The organism is Pseudomonas sp. AS2.8 (assembly GCF_014190935.1).
Lineage (GTDB): Bacteria > Pseudomonadota > Gammaproteobacteria > Pseudomonadales > Pseudomonadaceae > Chryseomonas.
On sequence record NZ_JACHVV010000003.1, the window covers coordinates 199,641 to 221,532 of the forward strand.

General features: G+C 66.9%; 17 protein-coding genes. 5 read left to right on the forward strand and 12 right to left on the reverse strand.

Annotated elements, in window-relative coordinates; genetic code table 11:
- Positions 1 to 50: 50 nt before the first annotated feature.
- The 10 genes from garD to FHR73_RS13365 all read right to left on the reverse strand — a co-directional run bounded on the left by garD (position 51) and on the right by FHR73_RS13365 (position 14,163).
- On the reverse strand, positions 51 to 1,607 hold the full coding sequence (gene garD / locus FHR73_RS13320) for a galactarate dehydratase (RefSeq protein ID WP_183631872.1): 1,557 nt from the start codon (positions 1,605 to 1,607) through the stop codon (positions 51 to 53).
- 21 nt (positions 1,608 to 1,628) lie between these two features.
- Positions 1,629 to 2,987, reverse strand: a complete 1,359-nt coding sequence (locus FHR73_RS13325) for an MFS transporter (RefSeq protein WP_183631873.1) — start codon at positions 2,985 to 2,987, stop codon at positions 1,629 to 1,631.
- Positions 2,988 to 3,153: 166 nt separating this feature from the next.
- A complete protein-coding gene (locus tag FHR73_RS13330) occupies positions 3,154 to 4,191 on the reverse strand; it encodes a LacI family DNA-binding transcriptional regulator (protein ID WP_183631874.1) in 1,038 nt (345 codons plus the stop codon).
- A 332-nt stretch (positions 4,192 to 4,523) separates the two neighbouring features.
- On the reverse strand, positions 4,524 to 5,564 hold the full coding sequence (locus FHR73_RS13335; protein ID WP_183631875.1) for a low specificity L-threonine aldolase: 1,041 nt from the start codon (positions 5,562 to 5,564) through the stop codon (positions 4,524 to 4,526).
- Positions 5,561 to 7,372 carry an aminopeptidase P family protein gene (locus tag FHR73_RS13340; protein ID WP_183631876.1) on the reverse strand — a complete coding sequence of 604 codons (1,812 nt, stop codon included), beginning with the start codon at positions 7,370 to 7,372 and terminating at the stop codon, positions 5,561 to 5,563. Before FHR73_RS13340 ends, FHR73_RS13335 begins: the two co-directional genes overlap by 4 nt.
- A 120-nt stretch (positions 7,373 to 7,492) precedes the next feature.
- A complete protein-coding gene (locus FHR73_RS13345; protein ID WP_183631878.1) occupies positions 7,493 to 7,663 on the reverse strand; it encodes a hypothetical protein in 171 nt (56 codons plus the stop codon).
- Between the two features lie 118 nt (positions 7,664 to 7,781).
- The gene (locus FHR73_RS13350; RefSeq protein ID WP_221191545.1) at positions 7,782 to 8,723 is read right to left on the reverse strand and encodes a LysR family transcriptional regulator; all 942 of its coding nucleotides are present in this window, start codon (positions 8,721 to 8,723) and stop codon (positions 7,782 to 7,784) included.
- 219 nt (positions 8,724 to 8,942) lie between these two features.
- Positions 8,943 to 11,996 (reverse strand): efflux RND transporter permease subunit, encoded by a 3,054-nt coding sequence (locus tag FHR73_RS13355; RefSeq protein WP_183631879.1) that lies wholly within the window; start codon positions 11,994 to 11,996, stop codon positions 8,943 to 8,945.
- Positions 11,993 to 13,063, reverse strand: coding sequence for an efflux RND transporter periplasmic adaptor subunit (locus tag FHR73_RS13360; protein WP_183631881.1), 1,071 nt, complete (start codon positions 13,061 to 13,063; stop codon positions 11,993 to 11,995). The genes FHR73_RS13355 and FHR73_RS13360 overlap by 4 nt, the downstream gene beginning before the upstream one ends.
- Positions 13,060 to 14,163, reverse strand: coding sequence for an efflux RND transporter periplasmic adaptor subunit (locus tag FHR73_RS13365; RefSeq protein WP_183631883.1), 1,104 nt, complete (start codon positions 14,161 to 14,163; stop codon positions 13,060 to 13,062). Before FHR73_RS13365 ends, FHR73_RS13360 begins: the two co-directional genes overlap by 4 nt.
- A gap of 307 nt (positions 14,164 to 14,470) precedes the next feature.
- On the opposite strand from FHR73_RS13365, the gene FHR73_RS13370 reads away from it, so the two are divergent.
- Positions 14,471 to 14,698 (forward strand): hypothetical protein, encoded by a 228-nt coding sequence (locus FHR73_RS13370; RefSeq protein ID WP_183631885.1) that lies wholly within the window; start codon positions 14,471 to 14,473, stop codon positions 14,696 to 14,698.
- A 125-nt stretch (positions 14,699 to 14,823) separates the two neighbouring features.
- Here FHR73_RS13370 and FHR73_RS13375 read toward each other — a convergent pair whose 3' ends face one another.
- Together FHR73_RS13375 and gabP are read right to left on the reverse strand one after the other, a co-directional pair.
- On the reverse strand, positions 14,824 to 15,033 hold the full coding sequence (locus FHR73_RS13375) for a DUF1127 domain-containing protein (protein WP_133860393.1): 210 nt from the start codon (positions 15,031 to 15,033) through the stop codon (positions 14,824 to 14,826).
- A 354-nt stretch (positions 15,034 to 15,387) separates the two neighbouring features.
- Positions 15,388 to 16,776, reverse strand: coding sequence for a GABA permease (gene gabP, locus FHR73_RS13380; RefSeq protein WP_183631887.1), 1,389 nt, complete (start codon positions 16,774 to 16,776; stop codon positions 15,388 to 15,390).
- A 563-nt stretch (positions 16,777 to 17,339) separates the two neighbouring features.
- On the opposite strand from gabP, the gene FHR73_RS13385 reads away from it, so the two are divergent.
- The 4 genes from FHR73_RS13385 to FHR73_RS13400 are packed head-to-tail and all read left to right on the forward strand — an operon-like array spanning position 17,340 to position 21,891.
- Positions 17,340 to 18,071, forward strand: coding sequence for a gluconate 2-dehydrogenase subunit 3 family protein (locus FHR73_RS13385; RefSeq protein WP_183631889.1), 732 nt, complete (start codon positions 17,340 to 17,342; stop codon positions 18,069 to 18,071).
- The gene (locus FHR73_RS13390; RefSeq protein ID WP_183631891.1) at positions 18,071 to 19,858 is read left to right on the forward strand and encodes a GMC family oxidoreductase; all 1,788 of its coding nucleotides are present in this window, start codon (positions 18,071 to 18,073) and stop codon (positions 19,856 to 19,858) included. Before FHR73_RS13385 ends, FHR73_RS13390 begins: the two co-directional genes overlap by 1 nt.
- An 11-nt stretch (positions 19,859 to 19,869) precedes the next feature.
- Positions 19,870 to 21,213: a cytochrome c gene (locus FHR73_RS13395; protein WP_183631893.1), complete on the forward strand. Its 1,344-nt coding sequence runs from the start codon at positions 19,870 to 19,872 to the stop codon at positions 21,211 to 21,213.
- A gap of 57 nt (positions 21,214 to 21,270) precedes the next feature.
- Positions 21,271 to 21,891, forward strand: a complete 621-nt coding sequence (locus FHR73_RS13400; RefSeq protein WP_183631895.1) for a DUF2268 domain-containing putative Zn-dependent protease — start codon at positions 21,271 to 21,273, stop codon at positions 21,889 to 21,891.
- Position 21,892: the final 1 nt, after the last annotated feature.

The following is a 21,892-nucleotide window of genomic DNA, read 5'->3' on the forward strand; positions in this document are numbered from 1 at the left end:
AAAAAAGGGCCGACCCCATTGGGATCGGCCCTTTTTCATTGCCGCCGGGATCAGGTCACCGGCGCCGGATTGAACAGCGCCAGGTCGTTGTGCAGGCGATGGCGCTCGGCCCAGGTCTGGCGGCGACCGCTGGCCACGTCCAGATAGCACTGGAAGATTTCCCAGCCCATCTCCTCCAGCGACAACCGCCCGCTCACCACCCGACCGGCATCGATGTCGATCAGGTCCGGCCAGCGCTCGGCCAGCTGGGTGCGGGTCGAGACCTTGATCACCGGCACCATGGACAGTCCGTAGGGGGTGCCGCGACCGGTGGTGAAGATGTGCAGATTCATGCCCGCGGCCAGTTGCAGGGTGCCGCAGATGAAATCGCTGGCCGGGGTGGCGGCGAAGTACAGGCCCTTGCCACGGATCTTCTCGCCAGGCGCGATGACCCCGGCGATGGGGCTAGTACCCGACTTGGCGATCGACCCCATGGCCTTTTCGACGATGTTGTTCAGCCCGCCCTTCTTGTTACCAGGGGTGGTATTGGCACTGCGATCGGCCATACCCCGCTCCAGGTAGCGGTCGTACCAGTCCATCTCGCGAATCAGGGCGTCGGCCACCTCGGGGGTGGCGGCGCGCGGGGTCAGCAGGTGGATGCCATCGCGCACCTCGGTGTTCTCGGAAAACATCACTGTGGCACCGGCCCGCACCAGCAGATCGGCGGCCACGCCCAGGGCCGGATTGGCGGTGATGCCGGAGAAGGCGTCGCTGCCGCCGCACTGCATGCCCACCACCAGTTCGGACGCCGGCACCGTCTCCCGGCGGCGCCCATCGAGCACCTGCAGACGCGCCTCGATCAGCCCCATGATCTGCTCGACCATGCCGGCGAAGCCGTTGGCCGAATCCTGCAGGCGGAACAGCCAGTCCTCTTCGTTCTGCCCGGCGGTGAGGTCATCGCCCGGCATCAGCTGGCTGGCCTGCAGCTTCTCGCAGCCCAGGCCGATGACCAGCGCCTGGCCGCCGAAGTTGGGGTTGCGGCTGATGTTGTGCAGGGTACGGATGGGGATCACCGCGTCCGGGGCGTTGATGGCCACACCGCAGCCATAGCTGTGGGACAACGGCACCACGTCGTCGACATTGGGGTAGCGCGGCAGGATCTCCTTGCGCACCCGCTCCACGCAGTGGTCCAGCACCCCCACCACGCACTGCACGGTGGTGGTCACCGCCAGGATGTTGCGGGTGCCGACGCTGCCGTCCGGATTGCGGAAACCCTCGAAGGTGTAGCCTTCCAAGGGTTCGCCGACCTGGCCGGGCGCGGTGGCCTTGGGCAGGTTGTCCAGTGCCGGCGGCTCCGGCATGCGCAACAGGGCTTCGGTGATCCAGCTGCCGGCGGGAACGTCCTGCAGGGCGTAGCCGATGACCTCGCCATAGCGCACCACCGCGGCGCCCGCCGCGAGAGCCACCAGGGAGACCTTGTGACTCTGGGGAATGGCCTCGACCGTGGTCAGGCCATCGGCGAAGGCGGTGCCGGCGGCCACGCCGGGTTCGTTGACCACCACCCCGACGTTGTCCTGGGGGTGGAGCTTGATGTAGCGCGGCGAATCACGGTGATCGATCAGGTTCATGTTCTTATCCTCTGCCGGGGCTCAGGCCCGGGCCGGGTCAGGCTGGGTCGCGCCCAGGATCTCGCCGTCGGCGGTACGCAGCTCGACGCGCTGGATGCGACCGACGATGAACAGGTAGCTGAACACCGCCACCAGGGCATTGGCGCCGACATAGACCAGCGCCCACTTGAAGGAACCGGTGGCGGCGATGATGTAGCCGATGACGATGGGGGTGGTGATGGAAGCCAGGTTGCCGAAGGTGTTGAATAGGCCACCGGAGAGCCCGGCGATCTGCTTGGGTGAGGTGTCCGCCACCACCGCCCAGCCGAGCGCACCGATGCCCTTGCCAAAGAAGGCCAGGGTCATGAAGCCCACCACCATCCAGTCGGCGTCGACGTAGTTGCAGAAGATCATGCTGGTGGAGAGCAGCAGGCCACAGACGATGGGCAGCTTGCGGGCGAAGGTCAGGGAATGGCCGCGCCGCAGCAGGTAGTCGGAGATCACCCCGCCGAGCACCCCGCCGATGAAGCCGCAGATCGCCGGCAGCGAGGCGATGAAACCGGCCTTGAGGATGGTCATGCCGCGCTCCTGCACCAGGTACACCGGGAACCAGGTCAGGAAGAAATAGGTGATGGCGTTGATGCAGTACTGGCCCAGGTAGACGCCGAGCATCATGCGATTGGTCAGCAACTGGGTGATGTAGTGCCACTTGGGGCCGCCGCCCTGCTGGCGGGCGCCGTTGTCCATGTCCACCAGGCCGCCGTTGTCGCGGATGTGTGCCAGCTCCGCGGCGTTGATGCGCGGATGTTCCTTGGGATTGTGGATGTACTTCAGCCAGACCCCGGAGAACAGGATGCCCAGGGCGCCCATGATGACGAAGACGTGCTCCCAGCCGAAGTGGAAGACGATACCACCCATGATCGGCGCGAACAGCGCGGTGGCGAAATACTGCGCCGAGTTGAAGATCGCCGAGGCGGTACCGCGTTCGGCGGTGGGGAACCAGGCGGCGACGATGCGCGCGTTACCCGGGAAGGACGGCGCCTCGGCCAGCCCGACCAGGAATCTCAGCATGAACAGGGTGGTGACCGCCCAGGCCACCGGCAGACCGCCGACCAGCCCCTGCAGCAGGGTGAAGAACGACCAGAAGAAGATGCTGCCGGCATAGACCTTCTTCGAACCGAAGCGATCCAGCAGCCAGCCGCCGGGAATCTGCCCGGCCACATAGGCCCAACCGAAGGCGGAGAAGATATAGCCGAGGGTGACGGCGCTGATGCCGAGGTCTTTCTGCAGGCTGGAGCCGGCGATGGCGATGGTGGCGCGGTCGGCGTAGTTGATGGTGGTCACGACGAACAGCATCAACAGGATCAGGTAGCGCACCCGGGTGGGTCTTGTGGCATCCATGGGGATCCCTCTTGCGTGATTATTTTTATTGAAGGCTTGGACCGGCGAATGATTGCGCAATCATAGCTGACTGCGACAATCGGCCTCAGCCCTTGCGTTTGCCCAAGACTAAGCCATGATTGCGCAACCATACAAGTACGACGTCTAACAAGATTAGGACCGGCGGTCAGGTCGTGGCGCGGTCGATAATGTGGAAACCGGTGTCGATGCGCAGCGCTTTCGAGGCCTGGTCGCCCTCGTTGAAACGCTGCAGCAGCGCCTCTGCCGCCAGGGTGCCCATGCGATCGCCCTCGACACTGACCGACGACAGCGCCGGGTGCATCTGGGCGGCGCTGGAGAGATTGCCGAAGCCCAGCACCGCGAGGTCCTCGGGCAGGCGCAGACCGCGACTGGCGGCTTCCGCCATGACGCCCTGGGCGACGGTGTCCGAGCTGCAGACCACCACGTCGAAGGCCTCGTCGCGGGCCAGCAACTGGCGCAAGCCCGCCCGCCCGGATTCCACCAGCGCGGGGGCTGGCAGGATCTCCAGCGGCGGCTCCGCCACGCCCAGCTCGGCCAGCCGCGCGACCAGGCTGCGACAGCGCCGCAGGGCGCGGGGGTCATCCACCGAGACCACGGCGAAGCGCCGATAGCCGCGGGCATGCAGATGCTCGGCCTGGGCGCGCCCCACGGCTTCATGGGAAAAGCCCACCTGCATGTCCAGCGGGTCTTCGCCCAGGTCCCAGGACTCCACCACCGGGATGCCGGCCTGGGCCAGGCGCTGGCGACTGGCGGCGGTGTGCAGGGTACCGGTCAGCACGATGCCATCGGGCTTGCGCCCCAGCACCGCGGCCAGCAGCTGCTCTTCCTGTTCGGCGCTGTAGCCGGTCAGGCCGAGCAGGGTCTGGTAGCCGGCCTGGGACAGCCGCGCCATCAAGGCCTGGACGGTCTCGGCGAAGATGGAGTGGACGATGGTCGGCACGAACAGCGCCACCAGGCGACTGCGATTTGAAGCCAGGCCGCCGGCCAGCAGATTGGGCACGTAGCCGGTGGCCTGCACCGCCGCCAGCACCTTCTCCCGCGCCGCCTCGCTGACGATCTCCGGTCGATTCAGCGCCCGCGAGACGGTGATCGGCGACACCCCGGCGACCCGGGCCACGTCGATGAGCGTGGGGGCAGCGGAATTGACCGCGGCAGAGAGGGCTTTGCTGGACTTCTTGGCCATGAATCGCAGGGGACGAGGGAGAGATCGGCCATGGTAACGGTTGGGGCGGGCGGCGTCCCCGATGAACACCGTCGCGTGGAAAACCGCGCAGCGTTTTCCACAACGAGCGGCATGGCGGCGGTGGATGAGGCTGTGCCCCTCATCCACCCTACGCATTCGCTTATCACGGCAACGAGGGTCCGCCAATGCGGCCGCTCTCACGAGCCGCCGTAGGTTGGGTTGAGCGCAGCGAAGCCCAACAGGTTTTGCTCGGGACCGGCCATGTTGGGCTTCGACGATAGAGCCGTCTCAACCCAACCTACAGCCTATCGCCACCCTGGCCGTGATACGCCCTACCCGCCCATCGCCGTCCGAATATCCGCCGCCAGCTCCAGCACCCGTGCCTCTTCGGTATCCCAGGAGCACATGAAACGCGCCCCGCCGCTGCCGATGAAGGTGTAGAAGCGCCAGCCGCGGCCGCGCAGGAATTCCAGCGCCGGTTCCGACAACTGCAGGAACACCGAGTTGGCTTCCACCGGGAACATGAAGTCCACGCCGGGCACCCCGCGCACCCGCTCGGCGAGCAATTGGGCCATGGCGTTGGCATGGCGGGCATGGCGCAACCAGGTGTCGTTTTCCAGCACGCCGAGCCAGGGCGCGGAGAGGAATCTCATCTTGGACGCCAGCTGGCCGGCCTGCTTGCAGCGGTATTCGAAGTCCTCGGCCAGGTCGCGGTTGAAGAAGAGGATCGCCTCCCCCACCGCCATGCCGCTCTTGGTGCCGCCAAAGCAGAGCACGTCGACGCCGGCCTTCCAGGTCACCTCGGCCGGAGTGCAGCCCAGGCCGGCCACGGCGTTGGAAAAGCGCGAGCCGTCCATGTGCAGGTGCAGGCCGAGGTCGCGGCAGGTGGCGCTGATGGCCTGCAATTCGTTGAGGCCATATAGGGTGCCCACCTCGGTGGCCTGGGTGACGGTCACCGCCCGCGGCTTGGGAAAGTGGATGTCGGCACGCTTGGTGGCGATCTGCTGGATGGCGCCCGGGGTCAGCTTGCCCTGGTGCGCCGGCGCCAGCAGCAGCTTGGAGCCGTTGGAAAAGAATTCCGGTGCACCGCATTCGTCGGTCTCGACGTGGGCGGTGTCGGAGCAGATCACGCTGTGGTAGCTCTGGCACAGCGCCGCCAGGGCCAGGGAGTTGGCCGCGGTGCCGTTGAAGGCGAAGAACACCTCGCAATCGGTCTCGAAGAGCTGGCGAAAGCGATCGGCGGCACGCGCCGTCCAGGTGTCGTTGCCGTAGGCGGTCTCGTGGCCGACATTGGCCGCGGCCATGGCCGCCCAGGCTTCCGGGCAGATGCCGGAATAGTTGTCACTGGCGAATTGCTGGGCGTTGCTGCTCATCGGGCAGTCCTCGCGACGGGTTCGGTGCGGGCCAGCAGCCAGTCGCGCGCGGCGCCCTCGACCAGCGGCAGCACGCGGCGGCGGACCTCGGCATGATAGTCATCCAGCCAGTCCAGCTCGTCGCTGCGCAGCAGCGCCAGATCCAGGCAGCGGGTGTCCAGCGGACAGAGGGTCAGGGTCTCGAAGGCCAGGAAATCGCCGAACTCGGTGGTTTCCGCGCGGGTGCACAGGAGCAGGTTCTCCAGCCGCACGCCCCACTGGCCGGGGCGATAGATGCCCGGTTCGTTGGAGGTGATCATGCCCTCGCGCAGGACATGGTGCGGGGTGACCGTGGCATAGAAGGAAATCGACTGCGGCCCCTCGTGCACATTGAGGAAGTAGCCCACGCCATGCCCGGTGCCGTGGCCGTAGTCGATGCCGGCGGCCCAGATCGGCTCGCGCGCCAGGGCATCGAGCATGGGCGCGGCGACGCCGGCCGGAAAGCGCGCCCGCGACAGCGCCAGCATGCCCTTGAGCACCAGGGTGAAGTCGCGGCGCTGGGCGGCGCTGGGGGTGCCGATGGGCACCACCCGGGTGATGTCGGTGGTACCGCCCAGGTACTGGCCGCCGCTGTCGATCAGCAGCAGGCCGTCGCCCTGGAGTTCGGCATGGGCCTCTTCGGTCGCCCGGTAGTGCGGCAGGGCGCCGCCGGCATTGAAGCCGGCGATGGTGGCGAAGCTCAGGGAGACGAAGTTCGGCCGGGCGGCGCGGGCCTCGCTGAGCCAGTCGTCCACGGTCAGCTCGGTGAGGCGCTCGCCGCGGGCCAGGGCCGCCTCGAAACGGGCGAAGAAGACGCACAGGGCCGCGCCATCCTCTTCCATGGCGGTACGCACCTGGGCCACTTCCGCGGCGGTCTTGCAGGCCTTGAGCAGGGTCGAGGGATTGATCTGCTCGCGCCGCTCGACGCCCTGGGGCGCCGCCTCGGCCAGCCCCAGGGTGACCCGCGCCGGGTCCACCAGCAGGCGACTGCCGGCCGGCAGCCGGGCCAGTTCGGCGGCGGCCTGAGGGTAGTCGGCCAGGGTCACGCCGTCCGCCACCAGGGCCGCGCGGAGCTCCGCCGGCACCTTGGCCGGATCGATGAACAGCTGGCAGCTGTCCTTGCCCAGCAGCAGATGGGCGAGGAACACCGGGTTGTAGGGCACATCCGCCCCGCGCAGGTTGAGCAGCCAAGCGATGTCGTCCAGCGAAGAGATGAAATGCCAGGCGGTGTCGGCCTCGGCCATTGCCTGGCGCACCTGGGCGAGCTTGGCGCTGCGCGGCTGGGGCGCATGGGGCGCCGCATGGGCGTAGACCGGCGCAGCCGGCAGCGCGGGACGCCCGTTCCAGATCGTCGCCAGCGGATCGAGGTCGGTCCGCAGCTGGATACCCTTGGGTTCCAGCACCCGGCGCAGAGCCGCCGCGGCGCCAAGCGACAGCACCTGGCCGTCCACCAGTACCGTGCCGCCCGCGGGCACCTGCTCGGCCAGCCACTGCAGGTGGGCCTGGGGCTGGCTGGCGACCTGCTTCATCAGGTCGATGCCACTGCCCGCCAGCTCCTGGGTGGCCTGCTCCCAGTAGCGGCTGTCGGTCCAGACGCCAGCGGCCTGGCGGGTCACCAGCAACAGCCCGGCGGAACCGGTGAAACCGGACAGCCAGGCACGGCCCTGCCAGTGTTCCGGCAGGTATTCGGACAGATGGGGATCGGCGCTGGGGATCAGGCAGGCATCGGCGCCCTGCTCGGCCAGGAAGGCCCGCAGGTCGGCAAGTCGTTGAGCGGAAGTGGCGGTCATGAGCACCTCGACAAGGTCAGGGGCTCAGTGTGCCGCAGATATAAAAAAGCCGCACCCGAAGGGTGCGGCGGAGAAAGACCAAAGGAGCAAAGAGGGGTGGTCTTTCGAAAGCGGAGCGGCTCAGCGACGCGCGTCGGCGGCGGGAGCGGCCTGATCGCCGTAGTGCTGCATGGCGGCATGATTCTGATCGACCAGCTTGTATCTCAGGCTGGGATTGTCGTCGGCAGCGGCGAACTGGGCGGCGGTCAGGGTGGCAAGGGTCAGCATCAGGGCGGACAGAGAACGTTTCATGGCGAACTCCTGAAAGGTCGTGTTCATCGGGGTACGGGACCATTCTAGGTAAATAACGCAGCCTAATAAATAGCATGCTAACTAAATCACTGTTACAGAACCTGCAACAAGCTCGGCCCTAGTCCTTGGCCCAGTAACGCTGGTCTTCCAGCACCCGATTCTCCAGTTGCAGGCGCTCGGGCAATTCTTCCTTGAGGAAGTCGATCCAGGTCTTGATCTTGGCGTCGAGAAAGCGCCGCGAGGGATAGAGCGCATGGATGTTGCGTTCGCGCAGGCGGAAGTTGGGCAGCAGCCGTACCAGACTGCCATCGCGCAGGTAGTTGACCGCGATGTAGCTGGGCAGCAGGCAGATGCCCATGCCCTGGCGGGCCACGCTGGCCAGGGCCTCGGCGACGTTGACCTGGAAGACGTAGCGCGGCGCGACCTGCTGCTCGCCGTCTTCGCCGGCGAAGACCCAGCGTTCGGAGAAATTCGGATCCAGCAGGCGCAGGCAGTCGTGCTCGGCGAGATCGGCCGGCACCTTGGGCGCCGGCCGCTGCGCCAGGTAGCTGGGCGCCGCGCAGACCACGCTGTAGACGCCACCGAGGCGCTGGGCGACGAAATCCGAATCGGCCAGTTCGGTGTCCAGGGTGATGGCGATGTCATGCCCATCCTCCAGCAGCGCCGGATGGTTCTGCGAGAGCGTCATGACGATCTCGACATGGGGATAGCGCGCGCAGAAGCGTGACACCAGGGGCGCCAGCAACTGGGTGCCGAGGCCGGTCATGGAATGCAGGCGCAGATGCCCATGGGGCTTGAGATGGGCACCGCTGGCTTCGGCTTCGGCCTCGCCGACATCCTGCAGGATGCGGCGGCAGCGTTCGAGGTAGCGCTCGCCCGCCTCGGTCAGCGCCAGGCGCCGGGTGGTGCGGTGCAGCAGGCGGGTCTGCAGGTGGCTTTCCAGTTCCGCCAGCAGGCGCGAGACCTGGGCGGTAGACAGGGCGAGGGTGTGGGCGGCAGCCGTGAGACTGCCCAGATCCACCACCCGGACGAAGATGCGCATGCCTTGGAAAATATCCATTATTGCCTTTTTCGCAATGGAGTTTCGTCAAGCCGTCACTTTATTGAAAAAGTAGCACGCACGATAGTGGTGCGGTGAGCTGCTGTGGATTCGACATTCTGACCGCGCGAATCCTTCCCTCCGGCAGTGGCTCCTTGGATAGCTCCTTGCGGCCTTCCGGCAGATGTCTCCCCTGGAGACCTCCGCCAGAGGGCCGTTTTTTTGCCCGGCCCTTTTCCCTCATCGCCCCTCGCGCCCCGGCTCGCGAATGCGATAGCTGGCGATGTACAGCGCCGGCAGGAACAGCAGGGTCAACAGGGTCGCCGCGACGATACCGCCGATCATGGCGTAGGCCATGGGTCCCCAGAACACCTCGCGGGCGATGGGAATCATGCCCAGGCTGGCCGCCGCAGCGGTCAGCAGGATCGGGCGGCGGCGGTGCCGGGTGGCTTCCACCACGGCGTCCCAGGGGGAGCGACCGGCCTGTTCGAAGGCATCGATCTGGGTCACCAGGATCACCGAGTTGCGGATGATGATGCCGATCAGCGCCAGCACCCCGAGGATGGCGACGAAGCCCAGCGGCTGGCCGAAGGGGATCAAGCCCAGCACCACGCCGATCAGGCCGAGGGGCGCCACGCTCGCCACCAGGAACAGCTTGCGGATGCTGTGCAACTGGATCATCAGGAAGGTGGCCATGAGGAACAGCATCAGCGGCACCACCTCGGCGATCGGGCCCTGGGCCTTGCTGCTCTCCTCCACCGTGCCGCCCACGGCCACCTGGTAGCGCGGCGGCAGTTTGGCGATGAAGGCATCCACGTCCGGCTGCAGCTGCTTGACCAGATCCGGCGCCTGGATCTCGCTGAGGATCGAGGCCTTGAGGGTGATGGTGGGCAACCGGTCGCGGCGCCACACCAGCGGCTGCTCCAGGGCATAGTCGATACGGGCGAAGGCCTTGAGCGGCACCGCGACGCCCTGGGGCGTCATGATCTGCAGATTCTCCAGGGTCTCCACCGAGCGCCGCTCGGCCTCGCTGGCGCGGGCCACCACGTTGACCAGGTAGATGTCGTCGCGCACCTGGGTCACCGGGGTACCGGTCACCACGCCATTGAGGATCTGCGCCACATCCTGGGACGAGAAGCCCAGCTGCCGCGCCTTGTCTTGGTTGACCTCGACCTTGAGCATCCGCGCCGGCTCGTTCCAGTCGTAGAGGAAGTCCCCCAGCTGCGGACTCTTGCCCAGCACGCTGGCCAGCGCCAGCGCCTGGCGGCGCACCTCGGCGACGTCCGGGCCGCTGATACGGTACTGGATCGGCCGGCCCACTGGCGGGCCCATCTCCAGCGGCTGGACGTAGCCGGACAGGCCGACGAAGTCCTGGCGCAGTCGCTGCTTGAGCTTGGGCAGGAGGCGATTGCGCGCCTCCAGGTCCTTGGCCACCAGGATCACCTGGCCGTAGAAGGGATTCTCCAGCTGCTGGTCCAGCGGCAGATAGAAGCGCACCGCACCCTGGCCGACATAGGAACTCCAGTGGGCCACGTCCGGATCGTCGGCCAGGGTCTTCTCGAATCTGTCCATCTGCGCGCGGGTGGCGTCGAGGGAGGCGTTCTGCGGCAGGTTGAAGTCGATCAGCAGTTCGGGGCGATCCGAGGACGGGAAGAACTGGTTCTGCACGAACTTCATGGCGAACAGCGCCGCGGCGAACAACAGCACCGTGAGGCTGATGGTCAGCCAGCGGTGGCGCATGGCGCCCAGCAGGAGGCCGTCGGACCAGCGCGCCAGGCGGCCGGGCTGGTCATGATCCTTCTGCTTCACCTTCTTCGGCAGGATGTGCACGCCGATCACCGGTGAAAAGAACACCGCGACGATCCAGGACAGCAGCAGCGCCACAGCGATCACCGCGAACAGGGTGAAGGTGTACTGGCCGGCGCTGCTGGAGTTGAGGCCGATGGGCACGAAGCCGGCCACCGTCACCAGGGTGCCGGTGAGCATGGGAAAGGCGGTCGACTCGTAGGCGAAGGTCGCCGAGCGGTGCAGCGACTCGCCCTCCTCGCGCTTGGTCACCATCATCTCCACGGTGATCATGGCGTCGTCCACCAGCAGGCCGAGGGCGATGATCAGGGCGCCCAGGGAGATCCGCTGCATGGTGATGCCGCTGTATTCCATGAAGACGAACACCAGCGCCAGGGTCAGGGGGATCGACAGCGCCACTACCAGCCCGGCGCGCACGCCGAGGCTGATGAAGCTCACCACCAGCACGATGATCACCGCCTCGAACAGCGCCCGGGTAAAGCCGCCGACGGCCTTTTCCACCACCTGCGCCTGGTTGGAGACCACGTGCACGCCGATGCCCACCGGCAGGGCGCCGGTCAGCTCCTGCATCTTCTCGGTCAGGGCGGCGCCAAAGGTCTGGATGTTGCCGCCGCTGCTCATGGCGATGGCCAGGCCGATCGCCGGCTGGCCGTTGTAGCGAAACAGCGAACTGGGCGGATCGGCGTAGCCGCTGCGGATGTCGGCCAGGTCGGTGAGGCGATAGAAGCGGTCGTCGATGCGCAGATTGACCGCGGCCAGATCGGCGGTGGAGCGGAATTCGCCGCTGGTGCGCACGCTGATGCGCTCGGCGCCGGATTCAATGGTGCCCGAGGGGGTCACCGCATTCTGCTGTTGCAGACTCTGCATCACCTGGCGCTGGTCGATGCCCAGGGCCGCCAGCTTGCGGGTGGAGAAGTCCAGGTAGATGACCTCGTTTTCCGCGCCGATCAGCTGTACCTTGCCGATGCCCGGCACGCTGCGGATCTCGCGGCGCACCTGCTCCACCTGGTCGCGCAGCTGGCGCATGCTGAAGCCGTCGCCGGTGAAGGCGTAGATGCTGCCGAAGACGTCGCCGAATTCGTCGTTGAAGGCCGGCCCCTGGATGCCCTGGGGGAATTCACCCTGGATGTCCGAGACCTTCTTGCGCACCTGGTACCAGATGTCGGGAATCGCCTTGGCCGGCGTGGTGTCGCGCAAGTAGACGAACACCGTGGACTGCCCTGGCCGGGTAAAGCTCTTGGTGTAGTCGAGGGAATCCAGTTCTTCGAGCTTCTTTTCCACCCGCTCGGTGACCTGGCGCAGGGTCTCCTCGGTGGTCGCCCCCGGCCAGCGGGTCTGGATGACCATGGTCTTGATGGCAAAGGACGGATCTTCCTCGCGCCCCAGCTTCATGTAGGAGAAGACGCCCATCAGCAGGGCGACGAACATCAGGTACCAGACGAAGGATTGGTGGCGCAGCGCCCAGTCCGACAGGTTGAAGCCTTTCATGGCCGCGCGCCCTCCTGATCCTTCACCCGCTGTCCCTCCTCGAGACTGTTCACTCCTGCCGTCACCACTCGCTCACCCACCTTCAGGCCCTTGCCGATCCACGCCAGGCCATCGGCCTCGCGCAGCACCTCGACCGGACGCTGGCGCACCTGCGCCTGCTCGCCCTGGCCTTCCACCACCCACACCGAGGTCCGGCCATCCTGACGCCGCAGCGCCTGGGTCGGCAGCGGCAGGCCCGCGGCCGGTGGCGACTCCAGCTCGCCCTGCACCAGGCTGCCGATGCGCAGCGCGGCCGGCGGCTCGTCCAGGGTCAGCCGTACCCGCCGGGTGCGGGTGGTGGCATCGGCCTGGGGCTCGATCTCGCGCACCCGGCCCTGAACCGCCACCTCGGGATCCAGGGCCATGCGCACGGTCAGGACGCGTCCCGGGGTCAGCTGGCCGATGGCCTGGGCCGGCAGGTCCAGGACCGCCTCGCGGACGTCCGGGCGGGCGACCCGCACCACCGGCTGACCGGCGGAGACCACCTGGCCAACCTCGGCCTGCCAGGCGGTGATCACCCCGTCGAAATCGCTCTGGAGTTCGGCATAGTTGCGCTGGTCGCGGGCCTGGCGCTCGGCGCTCCGGGCCTGCTCGCGGGAAGCTTCCAGGGTATGCAGCCGGGTCAGGGCCTGGTCCAGCTGGGAGCGCGAGCCGACCCCCTGGTCGAACAGCTGCTGCTGGCGCCGTGCATCGTTGCGCGCATCGCGCCACTGGGCCTCGGCATCGGCGGTCTGGCCCTGGCGACTGCGCAGGGCATTGTCCTGATCGGTGGGATCCAGCGCCGCCAGCAATTGGCCGCGACGCACCGGCTGACCCACGTCCAGCAGCCGGCGGGTCATGCGACCGCCGACGCGAAAGCCCAGCACGCTCTCGTAGCGCGCCTGGATGCTGCCGGCGAAGACCTCGCGCCCGGGTGGCGGGGCACCGAGGGTCAGGGTCGCCACCGGCCGGATCGGCGGCGGCGAGGCCTCGTCGTCGGAACAGCCGGCAAGGACCAGCAGCAGGCAGAGCGGCAACAGGGGCTTCATGGCCGCACCTCGTTGAAGGCGGAGCGCTCGGCGAGTTCGACCTTCTGCCCGGGACTGAGCGCCTGGCCACCGGCGACCACGATGCGGTCACCGGCCTTGAGTCCTGCGCTGACGATGATGCTGTCACGGGTGTAGCGCTCGATGCGCAGCGGCTGCAGGCTGACCCGGCCATCGTCATTGAGGCGCCAGGCGGCGGGCTGGTCGGTGGTGCCGTTCAGCGCCGTCCAGGGCAAGGCGAAGCCCTGCTCGGCCACGCCCTCCAGCTGGGCATTGACCACCGCGCCCAGGGTCATGGCCGCTGGCGGCCGATCGAGTTGCACCTTGATGCGTACCGTGCCGCTGCTGGCCACCGTCGGGGCGATTTCGCGCAGGGTGCCCTGGGTCGCGATCGCCGGTTGCGCCTGCAGGGTGACGGGCAGGGTCTGGCCGACCTTGAGTTCGCGGGCCAGGGATTCGTAGAGATCGAAGACGGCGTCGAGGTCGCCGCTCACCGCCAGGTCGAAGATCGCCGCCCCGGCCTGCACCACCTGCCCGGCTTCGGCGTGGCGGGCGGTCAGCACCCCGGCCGCGCTGGCGCGCAATTCGGTGTAGCCGAGCTGCTTGCGCGCATCGTCGCGCTGGGCCATGGCCGCCTGCAGGGCGCTGCGCGCACCGTCGAGGGTCGCCTGGGCCTGGTCGTACTGGCTGCGACTGGTGTAGCCCTTGGGCAGCAGCGCGGCCTGGCGCTCGAAATCGACGCGGGCCAGCCGCGTGCGGGCTTCCTGGGCCTCCACCTGGGCCTGGGCGGCGGCCAGGTTGTTGCGCAGATCCTGGGGATCGAGCCGGGCCAGCACCTGGCCCTCGCGCACGCGATCACCGACGTCCGCCAGCCGCTCGCTGATCTTGCCGCTTACCCGAAAGCCGAGCGGCGCCTGGACGCGCGCCTGGATATCTCCGGTGAAGGGGATGCGCTGGCTGTCCCGTATCGGACTCAGCTGCGCCACCACCACCCGTGCCAGTTCCTCGGTGGGGGGTTGCTCCTGGGAGCAGCCCGGTAACAGCGTTACCAGGGTCAGAGCAGCCGTTACCTGGCAGAGGCGAGCAAGGCGGAGAGCCCTCATGATTATCCTTGTCGGTGGAAGGGGCGCGATCTGCGAACTGACCACGCGCGCCGCAGGGGGTTCGTCTGACGAATTGTCAGGTGCCTGACGCCACTTGGGAAGCGTTACGCCGAGGGCTGGGTGCAAACGCCCGCGACCGGAGCGGCCACTCGCCCACAAATGTTCACAAATGCCCTGGAACCCGGCATTCCGGGCGGCAGTCAACTGAGACGTGCGCTGTGGACCTGTCCGTCTGCAGCTGATGCCCGCTGCCCCTCCGGCGCGGGCCCCATCAGATTCACAGGTTCATTTCGACGAGGCCGAACTCATGAAAAAGCTGCTGATCACCTCTACCGCTGCTGTGATGCTGTCGATGGCCACGGGTGTCTTCGCGGCCGATCCCTCCAAGAGCGCCACGGCCGTCAACGGCTCCGCCACCACCGAGGTGCCGGGCAAGACTACCGTCAAGGGGGGTGCCGACGGCGCCGCCGAGGTGCCCTTCAAGAGCGACAAGCCCAACAAGGTCGACGCCCGCAACCAGAACAACATGCAGTAACCGCCCACCTCTGGCGGTAACGAAAAGCCCCGGCATGCCGGGGCTTTTTGCTGTCTGCCGCGCAGACGGCAGACAAAACAAACCCCGCCGAAGCGGGGTCTGTGGAAACTGTGCAGCTGCCGGGCTTAGCGCCAGAACGGCTTGTGCATTTCCTGGTAGCGCTGGGCCTCGGTGATACCGGCGTCAGCCAGCATACGGGTATCCAGACGGGCCAGTTCATTGCGGCTGGCGATGCGACGCTGCCAGGTAGACAGGGTGGAGATAACGCGCAGGGCAGCGGGAACACGGGTGCTGGGCTTGGCGTTGTACAGCGAGGAACTGAAGGTGCGTTCCATGGTGGCTTTCCTTCCCGCTTGTGACGGGTACTGGTCATCGAATGGCGCCATTGTCTCGCCGGACGAGTGCTACCACCAGTAACAGTACAGGGAAAGGTTCGCGGATCACCTCAGGCACAATTGCAACTGTACTGCTGCAATTTGGGTCATTCTGTAACGTCTTGCACCATTGCAGTGCAAAATTTGGTTACCAGAGGGAACATCGCAAGAATCTGAGCTGTACAGTTGGCCGCTAGCCAACAAAACAGGAGTGCTGTTCTACCTGTTACCGCACCCGCTGTCCAGCCTGGGAACGCCCTCGTGCTCCAGAAAGAGGCGCTCCCGACGCCCGGCGACGTCGGAAGCCTCTCGCGATCAACGTACGGCGGCAGCCAGGCTCGGCGTGGCGGGCTGGCGACGGCCGACCCAGGTACCGATGGCCACGACCACCAGCGCCAGCAGACCGGTCGCCAGGATCTCGAAGCGATGGGCTTCGCTGAACAGCATCACGGTCAGGGCGCCGACGATGAAGACGATCACCGCCCAGGTCAGCCAGGGGAACAGCCACATGCGGAATTCCAGCTGCTCGCCACGGGCCATCAGCTTGCGTCTCAGGCGCAGCTGGGTCACGGCGATCACCAGGTAGACCAGCAGGGCCACGGCGCCGGAGGTGGACAGCAGGAAGCTGAACACCGCCTCGGGCATGGTGTAGTTGGCGATGGTGGTGAGGAAGCCCACGGCGGTACTGGCCAGCACCGCAGCCCGCGGTACACCGCTGCTGGAGGCCCGACCCAGCTTGGCCGGGGCATCGCCACGGCGAGCCAGGGAATAGAGCATGCGCGAGGCGGTATAGAGCGCCGAGTTCAGGCAGCTGGCCACGGCGACCAGCACCACGCAATCGACGATCAGCTTGGCGTTGGGGATCGACAGGACCTCCAGGGCACGCTGATAGGAACCCACCAGCGGCAGCTGGGCATCGTTCCAGGGCACCATGGACACCACCAGGAAGATGGAGACCAGATAGAACAGCGCGATCCGCCAGATCACCGAGTTGGTGGCCTTGCTGATCTGCCGCGACGGATCCTTGGATTCGGCGGCGGCGATGGTGACGATCTCGGTGCCCATGAAGCTGAACATGGTGGTCAGCAGGGCGCCCAGCACCGCGCCGAAGCCATTGGGCATGAAGCCGCCGGTATGGGCCATCAGGTTGCTCAGGCCACTGACCTCGCGACCCGGCAGGGCGCCGACCAGGGCCGCCGCGCCCAGGGCGATGAAGGCGACGATGGCGATGACCTTGAGCAGGGCGAACCAGAATTCGAACTCGCCGTACTTGGCGACGCTGAACAGATTGGTCACGGTCAGGATGCCGGTGATGATCAGGGCGAACTGCCAGGTGGCGATCGCCGGGAACCAGGCACTGAGGATGGCAGCGGCGGCCACCGCCTCCAGCGGAATCACCAGCACCCAGAACCACCAGTACAGCCAGCCGATGGTGAAGCCGGCCCAGCGACCGATGCCCTGCTGCGCATAGGAAGAGAAGGACCCGGTATCGGGCGAGGCGACGGCCATTTCACCCAGCATGCGCATGACCAGCACCACCAGGGTACCGGCCAGGGCATAGGCCAGCAGTACGGCCGGGCCGGCCGCGGCGATGGCATGACCGGAGCCGACGAACAGACCGGCACCGATCACCCCGGCGATGGACAACATGGTCACATGGCGCGGTTTGAGCGCCGGAGAGAGGCTGCATTCTACGTTGGACATAAGGTGTTACCTGACAACGGAAAGCCTCCCAAGTGCAACTTGCGCGCCACCCGGGCTGAAATCGGCACAAATTGAACGCAAAGGGTGCAACGCCTCGCGGAAAGCGGCGAAAAAGCGGCACTCCAGCGAGCTATCGCGCTAACCATCTGATGTGCAAAGCGATTTCTTTTATGCACGCCAGCGCGTTCGGCCTGCTTCGTTAGGTATCACCTTGTGCAACTTGCACTCTTATGGTGCTCGCAAAGGTGGAACCTTAGGTAACCAGACAGAACATGCACGACAACGCCCGGCCTCGCAGGGTGAGGAATGCCGCCCACGGCGGAGAGATAGCCGCTCCTGGAGCGTCGCGACGGATTGTCTCCACCTCAGGACCACCCTGGGCCGCGACCTGCGCGCTTTTCCCCCTCGCGACGAGAGCGATGGAACTTGCCGGGCCGCGTGGCCTCTGCACACCTGCGACAAAATGTAACCGCGGCCAGTGGATGTTGGTAATATTCCAACATATTAGCTAGCTAACCATAAGCCCTGCGGTTTCACGTCGGGCACCTGATGAGACCCTGACCATGTCCGCAGACGATTCCGTCCCGGCCCGCCGCGACTTCCTGCGCAAGTCCCTGAGCCTGATCCCCGTGGTCGCCCTGGCGGGCGGTGCAACCTCGGGCCTGGCCCTCGCCACGCCCTCCCCGGAAAACAAGCCGGGCAGCAGTCCGCGCGCCGACCACTATCAGCCGGTGTTCTTTACCGCCGAGGAATGGGCCTTCGTGCAGGCCGCGGTGGCCCGGCTGATTCCGGCGGACGAACTCGGCCCGGGCGCGCTGGAAGCCGGTGCGCCGGAATTCATCGATCGGCAGATGCAGACCGCCTATGCGCGTGGCGGCCTCTGGTACATGCAGGGTCCCTTCGCCGCCGATGCCGCACCGGAGATGGGCTACCAGAGTCGCCTGGTACCCCAGGACCTCTATCGCCTGGGCATCGCCGCGGTGGATCGCTGGACCCGCCAGCAGCACGGCAAGGTCTTCGCCGAGCTGGCACCCGCCGAGCAGGACGCGGCCCTCAAGGCCCTGGAAAGCGGTGACGCCGCTCTCGAGGGCGTGCCGGCCAAGCTGTTCTTCGCCCAGCTGCTGCAGAACACCAAGGAAGGCTTCTATTGCGATCCGCTGCATGGCGGCAACAAGGAACTGGTCGGCTGGAAGCTGGTGAATTTTCCCGGCGCCCGTGCCGACTTCATGGACTGGGTGGAGCGCGACGAGCGCTATCCGCTGCCGCCGGTCTCCATTCGCGGGGAGCGCGGTTGATGAGCAAGGTATTGCCCAGCAAGCAGGTAGTGATCGTCGGCTTCGGCTGGACCGGCGCCATCATGGCCAAGGAACTGACCGAGGCCGGCCTGGACGTGGTGGCCCTGGAACGTGGCAGCTACCGCGACACCTATCCCGATGGCTCCTATCCCCAGGTGATCGACGAACTCACCTACAGCATCCGCAAGAAGCTGTTCGTCGATGTCTCCAAGGAAACCGTCACCATCCGCCACAGCGTCAACGACGTCGCCCTGCCCAATCGCCAGCTCGGCGTCTTCCTGCCCGGCGATGGCGTGGGCGGCGCCGGCCTGCACTGGTCGGGGGTGCACTTCCGCGTCGATCCGGTGGAGTTGCGCCTGCGCAGCCACTATGAAGAGCGCTACGGCAAGAAATTCATCCCCGACGGCATGACCATCCAGGACTTCGGCGTCAGCTACGGCGAGCTGGAGCCCTACTTCGACTTCGCCGAAAAGGTCTTTGGCACCTCGGGCACCGCCTGGAGCATCAAGGGCCAGGTGGTGGGCGACGGCAAGGGCGGCAACCCCTATGCCGCGGATCGCTCCAGCGACTTCCCGCTGCCGGCGCAAAAGAACACCGTCTCGGCGCAACTGTTCGAGAAGGCCGCGCGGGACGTGGGCTATCACCCCTACAACCTGCCCTCGGCCAACACCTCGGGGCCCTACACCAACCCCTACGGGTGCCAGATGGGTCCCTGCAACTTCTGCGGCTACTGCAGCGGCTACGTCTGCTACATGTATTCCAAGGCCTCGCCGAATCTCAACATCCTGCCGGCGCTCAAGCAGGAGCCGCGCTTCGAATTGCGCAGCCAGGCCCATGTGCTCAGGGTCAATCTCGACAGCACCGGCAAGCGGGCCACCGGGGTGACCTACCTGGACGCCCAGGGCCAGGAGCTGGAGCAGCCGGCCGACATCGTCATCCTCGCCGCCTTCCAGTTCAACAACGTGCGCCTGATGCTGCTGTCGGGCATCGGCCAGCCCTATGATCCCAGGACCGGCGAGGGTGTGGTCGGGCGCAACTTCGCCTACCAGAACATGGCCACCATCAAGGCCTTCTTCCGCCAGGACCAGCACCACACCAATCCCTTCATCGGCGCCGGCGGCAATGGCGTGGCGGTGGACGACTTCAACGCCGACAACTTCGACCACGGCCCCCACGGCTTCGTCGGTGGCTCGCCCATGTGGGTCAACCAGGCCGGCACCCGCCCCATCGCCGGCGCGGCCAATCCACCCGGTACGCCGCAGTGGGGCAGTGCCTGGAAGAAGGCCCAGGCCGGCTACTACAACCATCAGCTGTCGATGGACGCCCACGGCGCGCACCAGTCCTATCGCGACAACTACCTGGACCTCGACCCCACCTACCGCGACGCCTATGGCCAGCCGCTGCTGCGCATGACCTTCGACTGGAAGGACAACGACATCCGCATGACCCGCTTCATGGCCGCCAAGATGAAGAAGATCGCCGAGGCCATGAGCCCCGAGCACATCAGTGTCGCGGTCAAGGATTTCGGCGGTCACTTCAACACCGCCAGCTACCAGACCACCCACTTGAACGGTGGCGCCATCATGGGTACCGATCCCAAGACCAGCGCGGTCAATCGCTACCTGCAGAGCTGGGACGTGCACAACGTCTTCGTGCCGGGCGCCTCGGCCTTTCCCCAGGGCCTGGGCTACAACCCCACCGGCCTGGTGGCGGCCCTGACCTACTGGTCCGCGCGAGCCATCCGCGAGCAGTACCTGAAGAATCCCGGCCCGCTGGTGCAGGCATGAGAGGCGCGTCCATGATCCTCCGTACCCTCGCGACCCTGCTCCTGGGCAGCGGCCTGGCGCTGGCGGCCCAGGCCGCCGAAGACACTGACCCGGCGCTGGTCAAGAAAGGCGAATACCTGGCCCGCGCCGGCGATTGCGTGGCCTGCCACACGGCGCCGGGCGGCCAGCCCTTCGCCGGCGGCCTGCCCATGCAGACGCCCATCGGCACCCTCTATTCCACCAACATCACCCCGGATCGGCAGACCGGCATCGGCGCCTACAGCTATGCCGACTTCGACGCCGCCATCCGCCAGGGCATCGCCAAGGAGGGCCATACCCTCTATCCCGCCATGCCCTATCCCTCCTATGCCCGGGTCAGCGAGGGCGACATGCGCGCCCTCTATGCCTACTTCATGCACGGCGTGACGCCGGTCGAGCAGGCCAATCGCGACAGCGACATCGCCTGGCCGCTGTCCATGCGCTGGCCGCTGGCGATCTGGCGCCAGCTGTTCGCGCCCGAGGTGGTGCAATTCCAGCCCGCGCCGGACCAGGACCCGGTGGTGGCCCGCGGCGCCTACCTGGTGGAAGGCCTCGGCCACTGCGGCGCCTGCCACACCCCGCGCGCCCTGACCATGCAGGAGAAGGCGCTCTCCCCCGCCGACGGCAAGGATTTCCTCGCCGGCAGCGCGCCCCTGGAAGGCTGGATCGCCAAGAATCTGCGCGGCGACCAGCGCGACGGCCTGGGCCGCTGGAGCGAAGCTCAGCTGGTGCAATTCCTCAAGACCGGGCGCTCCGCCGACAGCGCCGTGTTCGGCGGCATGACCGAGGTGGTGCAGCACAGCCTGCAGTACCTGAGCGACGCCGATCTGCAGGCCATCGCCCGTTACCTCAAGACCTTGCCGGCCAAGGATCCGCACGATGCGCCCTTCCAGGCCGACGGACGCGCCGCCGCGGCGCTCTGGCGCGGCGATGACAGCGCCCGTGGCGCCCAGGTCTATGTGGACAACTGCGCCGCCTGCCACCGCACCGATGGCCAGGGCTACGACCGGGTGTTCCCGGCGCTGGCCGGCAATCCGGTGCTGCGCACGGCCGACGCCAGCTCGCTGATCAACATCGTGCTCAAGGGCGGCACCCTGCCCGGCCTGCACACCGCGCCGTCGATGATCGTCATGCCGCCCTTCGGCTGGCGCCTGAACGATGCCCAGGTGGCCGACGTGGTCAGCTTCATCCGCGCCAGCTGGGGCAACGCCGCCGCGCCGGTGAGCGCCGCCGAGGTCGCCAAGTGGCGCACCGACGATACGCGCACCACCTCCGGCGATGACCTGGGTCAGGCCTTTGGCCACGGCCAGCCGGAGCCGCGCGAGGCGGGCAAGTAGCGGACAAAGGGGCGCGACCTCGTCTATAAGGACGGGCCGTGCCCCGGAGATGCCAGGATGCCTTGCGTACTACACCTGCTCAACGCCAGCGGGCGCCTGGATCCCTGGTGCGCGGTCCTGGAAGAGACCTTTGCCCACGCCTCGACGCGGATTGCCGCGTACCTGCCCGAACAGCGGGTCGACGTGGTGGTACAGGCAGGCGCCTGGGTGATCCCGGAGCTCGGCCTGAATGGCTACAGTCCGGACGCCGAGCGGGTGTTTCTGACCCTGGATCCCGACAGTCCGCACCTGCAGCGCGCCTTGCCCGACACCTTCACCGCGCTGCTCGGCCATGAACTGCACCATTGCCTGCGGCATGCCGGCCCCGGATACGGCACCACGCTGGGGGAAGTCCTGGTCAGTGAAGGCCTGGCCTGCCAATTCGAACACGAACTGACAGGCCAGCTGCCCTTCTACGCCCAGGCCGCGCCCCAGGAAATGGCCGGATACTGGGACACCCTGAACGCTGCCTTGCAGCAACCGTACGACCACGCCCGCTGGTTCTTCGGCAGTGGCGACCTGCCTCGCCATCTCGGCTATGCCCTGGGCCGCTGGCGCGTCGAGCGCTACCTGCAACGGCACGGCCTGACGGCTGCCGCCTGCGGACAGCTCTCGGCGGCCGCCTTCCTCGCGGAGTGAT